The organism is Rhodococcus sp. R1101 (genome assembly GCF_000278445.1).
Taxonomy (GTDB): Bacteria; Actinomycetota; Actinomycetes; order Mycobacteriales; family Mycobacteriaceae; genus Rhodococcus; species Rhodococcus gordoniae.
This window is the reverse complement of record NZ_AJVB01000481.1, coordinates 1-2,928: the sequence shown is the minus strand read 5'-3', so window position 1 is coordinate 2,928 and position 2,928 is coordinate 1. Positions and strand designations below refer to the sequence as shown.

Annotated in this window: 2 protein-coding genes; both read left to right on the top strand. The window is 70.4% G+C overall.

What is annotated here, in order from left to right:
* Nucleotides 1–25: 25 nt before the first annotated feature.
* Entirely contained in the window at nt 26–1,009 is a 984-nt protein-coding gene (gene pheS / locus R1101_RS0120225; protein WP_085996980.1) for a phenylalanine--tRNA ligase subunit alpha, read from the top strand.
* 55 nt (nt 1,010–1,064) lie between these two features.
* Nucleotides 1,065–2,928, top strand: a 1,864-nt coding sequence (pheT, locus tag R1101_RS0120220) for a phenylalanine--tRNA ligase subunit beta (RefSeq protein ID WP_016935115.1), incomplete at its 3' end; no start/stop codon positions are given.

Here is a 2,928-nt window from a genome sequence, read left to right as displayed (position 1 = left end):
GCTCACCGCCGCCGAGAAGTCTGCGATCGACGCATTCGCCGCTGCGACCGACCTCGACGCACTCGCCCAGGCGAAGATCGACCACCTCGGCGACAAGGCGCCCCTCTCCCTCGCGAAGCGTGCCCTGGGCTCGTTGCCCGGCAACGAACGCGCCGACGCCGGCAAGCGGGTCAACGCGCACCGCACGGCGGTGCAGGCCGCCTTCGACGACCGCAAGGCGGCGTTGCAGGCCGAACGTGATGCCGCGGTCCTCGTCGCCGAGGCCGTCGACGTCACCCTGCCCGCGACCCGCAGCGCGCTCGGCGCCCGGCACCCGATCTCGATCATCTCCGACGAGATCGCCGACGTCTTCGTCGCGATGGGCTGGGAGGTCGCCGAAGGCCCCGAGGTCGAGACCGAGCACTTCAACTTCGACGCCCTGAACTTCCTGCCCGACCATCCGGCACGCACGATGCAGGACACCTTCCACATCGCCCCGGAAGGTTCGCGGCAGGTGCTGCGCACCCACACCTCGCCCGTGCAGGTCCGCACCATGCTGCACCGCGACATCCCGATCTACGTCGTGTGCCCGGGCCGTACCTTCCGCACCGACGAACTCGATGCCACCCATACGCCGGTCTTCTCGCAGGTCGAAGGTCTCGCGGTGGACAAGGGTCTGACCATGGCGCATCTGCGCGGCACCCTCGACGCGTTCGCGCGGGCACTGTTCGGGCCGGAGACCCGCACCCGGATGCGACCGAACTACTTCCCGTTCACCGAACCGTCCGCCGAGGTCGACGTGTGGTTCCCGAACAAGAAGGGCGGTGCCGGCTGGGTCGAATGGGGCGGCTGCGGCATGGTCAACCCCAACGTGCTCCGGGCCTCGGGCATCGATCCCGACGTCTACACCGGGTTCGCCTTCGGTATGGGTCTCGAACGCACCCTGCAGTTCCGCAACGGCATCCCCGACATGCGCGACATCGTCGAGGGCGACGTCCGCTTCACCCTGCCGTTCGGTGTGCAGGGCTGAGAGCCCTCTCCCCACCCCGACTCCACCGACGACCGAACGAAAGAGCTGAGCACAAGTGCGAGTAGCGCAGTCCTGGCTGACCGAGATCCTGCAGCGCGCCACCCCGGAGTGGGACGTCACCGCCGAGGAACTCGACGCGGGATTCGTCCGGGTCGGGCTCGAGGTCGAGGACGTCGAGACCCTTGCCCGCATCGACAACCTCGTCGTCGGGCGGGTCGCGGAGATCACCGAGCTCACCGAGTTCAAGAAGCCCATCCGCTTCTGCAAGGTCGACGTCGGCGAGGACGAACCGCGTGGCATCGTGTGCGGCGCCCGTAACTTCGCCGAGGGCGACCTCGTCGTCGCGGCGCTGCCCGGCGCCGTGCTCCCGGGCGACTTCGTCATCGCCTCCCGCAAGACCTACGGCCACATCTCCGACGGCATGATCTGCTCGCTGTCCGAACTGGGCATCGGCAAGGACCACTCCGGCATCCTCGTGCTCGAACCGGGCAGTGCCGAACCCGGCACCGACGCCAACGACCTGCTCGGCCTCGGCGACACCCTCATCGAACTCAACATCACCCCCGACCGCGGTTACTGCTTCTCCGTCCGCGGGCTCACTCGCGAACTCGCGTGCGGCTTCGACCTCGAGTTCGCCGATCCGGCGAGCGTGCCGGCGCTGCCGTCCGACGGCGGGGAGGCCTACCCGATCCGGCTCGAGGCCGAGACGAACGCGACCCGGTTCGCCGCGCGCCGCGTCACCGGCATCGACCCGAAGGCCGTGAGCCCCTGGTGGATGCAGCGTCGCCTGCACACCGCCGGTGTCCGCCCGATCTCGCCCGCGGTCGACGTGACCAACTACGTCATGCTCGAGCTCGGCCAGCCGCTGCACGCCTTCGACGCCGCGACCTTGCGGGGTGAGCTGGTCGTGCGGCGTGCCCGGGCAGGGGAGAAACTCACCACCCTCGACGGTGTCGAGCGCGACCTCGATCCCGAGGACGTCGTCATCACCGACGACTCCGGGGTGATCTCCCTCGCCGGCATCATGGGCGGCTCCACCACCGAGGTCAGCGACTCGACCACCGACGTGTTGCTCGAGGCCGCCACCTGGGATCCGCTCGCCGTCTTCCGCGGCAACCGCCGGCACAAGCTCAGCAGTGAGGCCGGCAAGCGCTTCGAGCGCACCGTCGACCCGGCCGTGGCCCGTGCCGCGCTCGACCGGGCCGCGAGCCTGCTCGTCGAGATCGCCGGTGGCCGGGTCGAGACGACCCTCACCGACATCGTCGTGCCCACCGAGAGCCCGACGATCCGCATGGACATCGACCTGCCCGACCGTATGGCCGGGGTGAGTTACCCGAACGGCACCGCCGCCCGCCGCCTCACGCAGATCGGCTGCACCGTCGAGGTCGGCGTCGGCGAGGACGGCCACGGCCAGCTCGTGGTTACCCCGCCGACCTGGCGTCCCGACCTGCGTCAGCCCGCCGACCTGGTCGAGGAGGTGCTGCGTTTGGAGGGACTCGAGCAGATCCCGTCGGTGCTGCCCAGCGCCCCGGCCGGGCGCGGCCTGACGGCCCCGCAGAAGCGTCGCCGCTCCGTCTCCCGCGCCCTGGCCTACGACGGCTACGTCGAGGTCCTCGCCCCCGTCTTCCTGCCCGCCGGTGTGTTCGACATCTGGGGACTGGACGCCGACGATCCGCGACGCGTGACCACGAAGGTCCTCAACCCGCTCGAGGCCGACCGCCCCGAACTGGCGACCACCCTGCTGCCGGGGCTGCTCGAGATCCTCGGGCGCAACGTCTCCCGCGGGCAGCGGGATCTGTCGCTGTACGCGATCGCCCAGGTCGTCCGGCCCACCCCGGAGACCACGCCGGTGCAGGCCCTGCCGGTGGACCGTCGCCCCAGCGACGACGAGATCGCGCTGCTCGAAGGGTCGTTGCCGG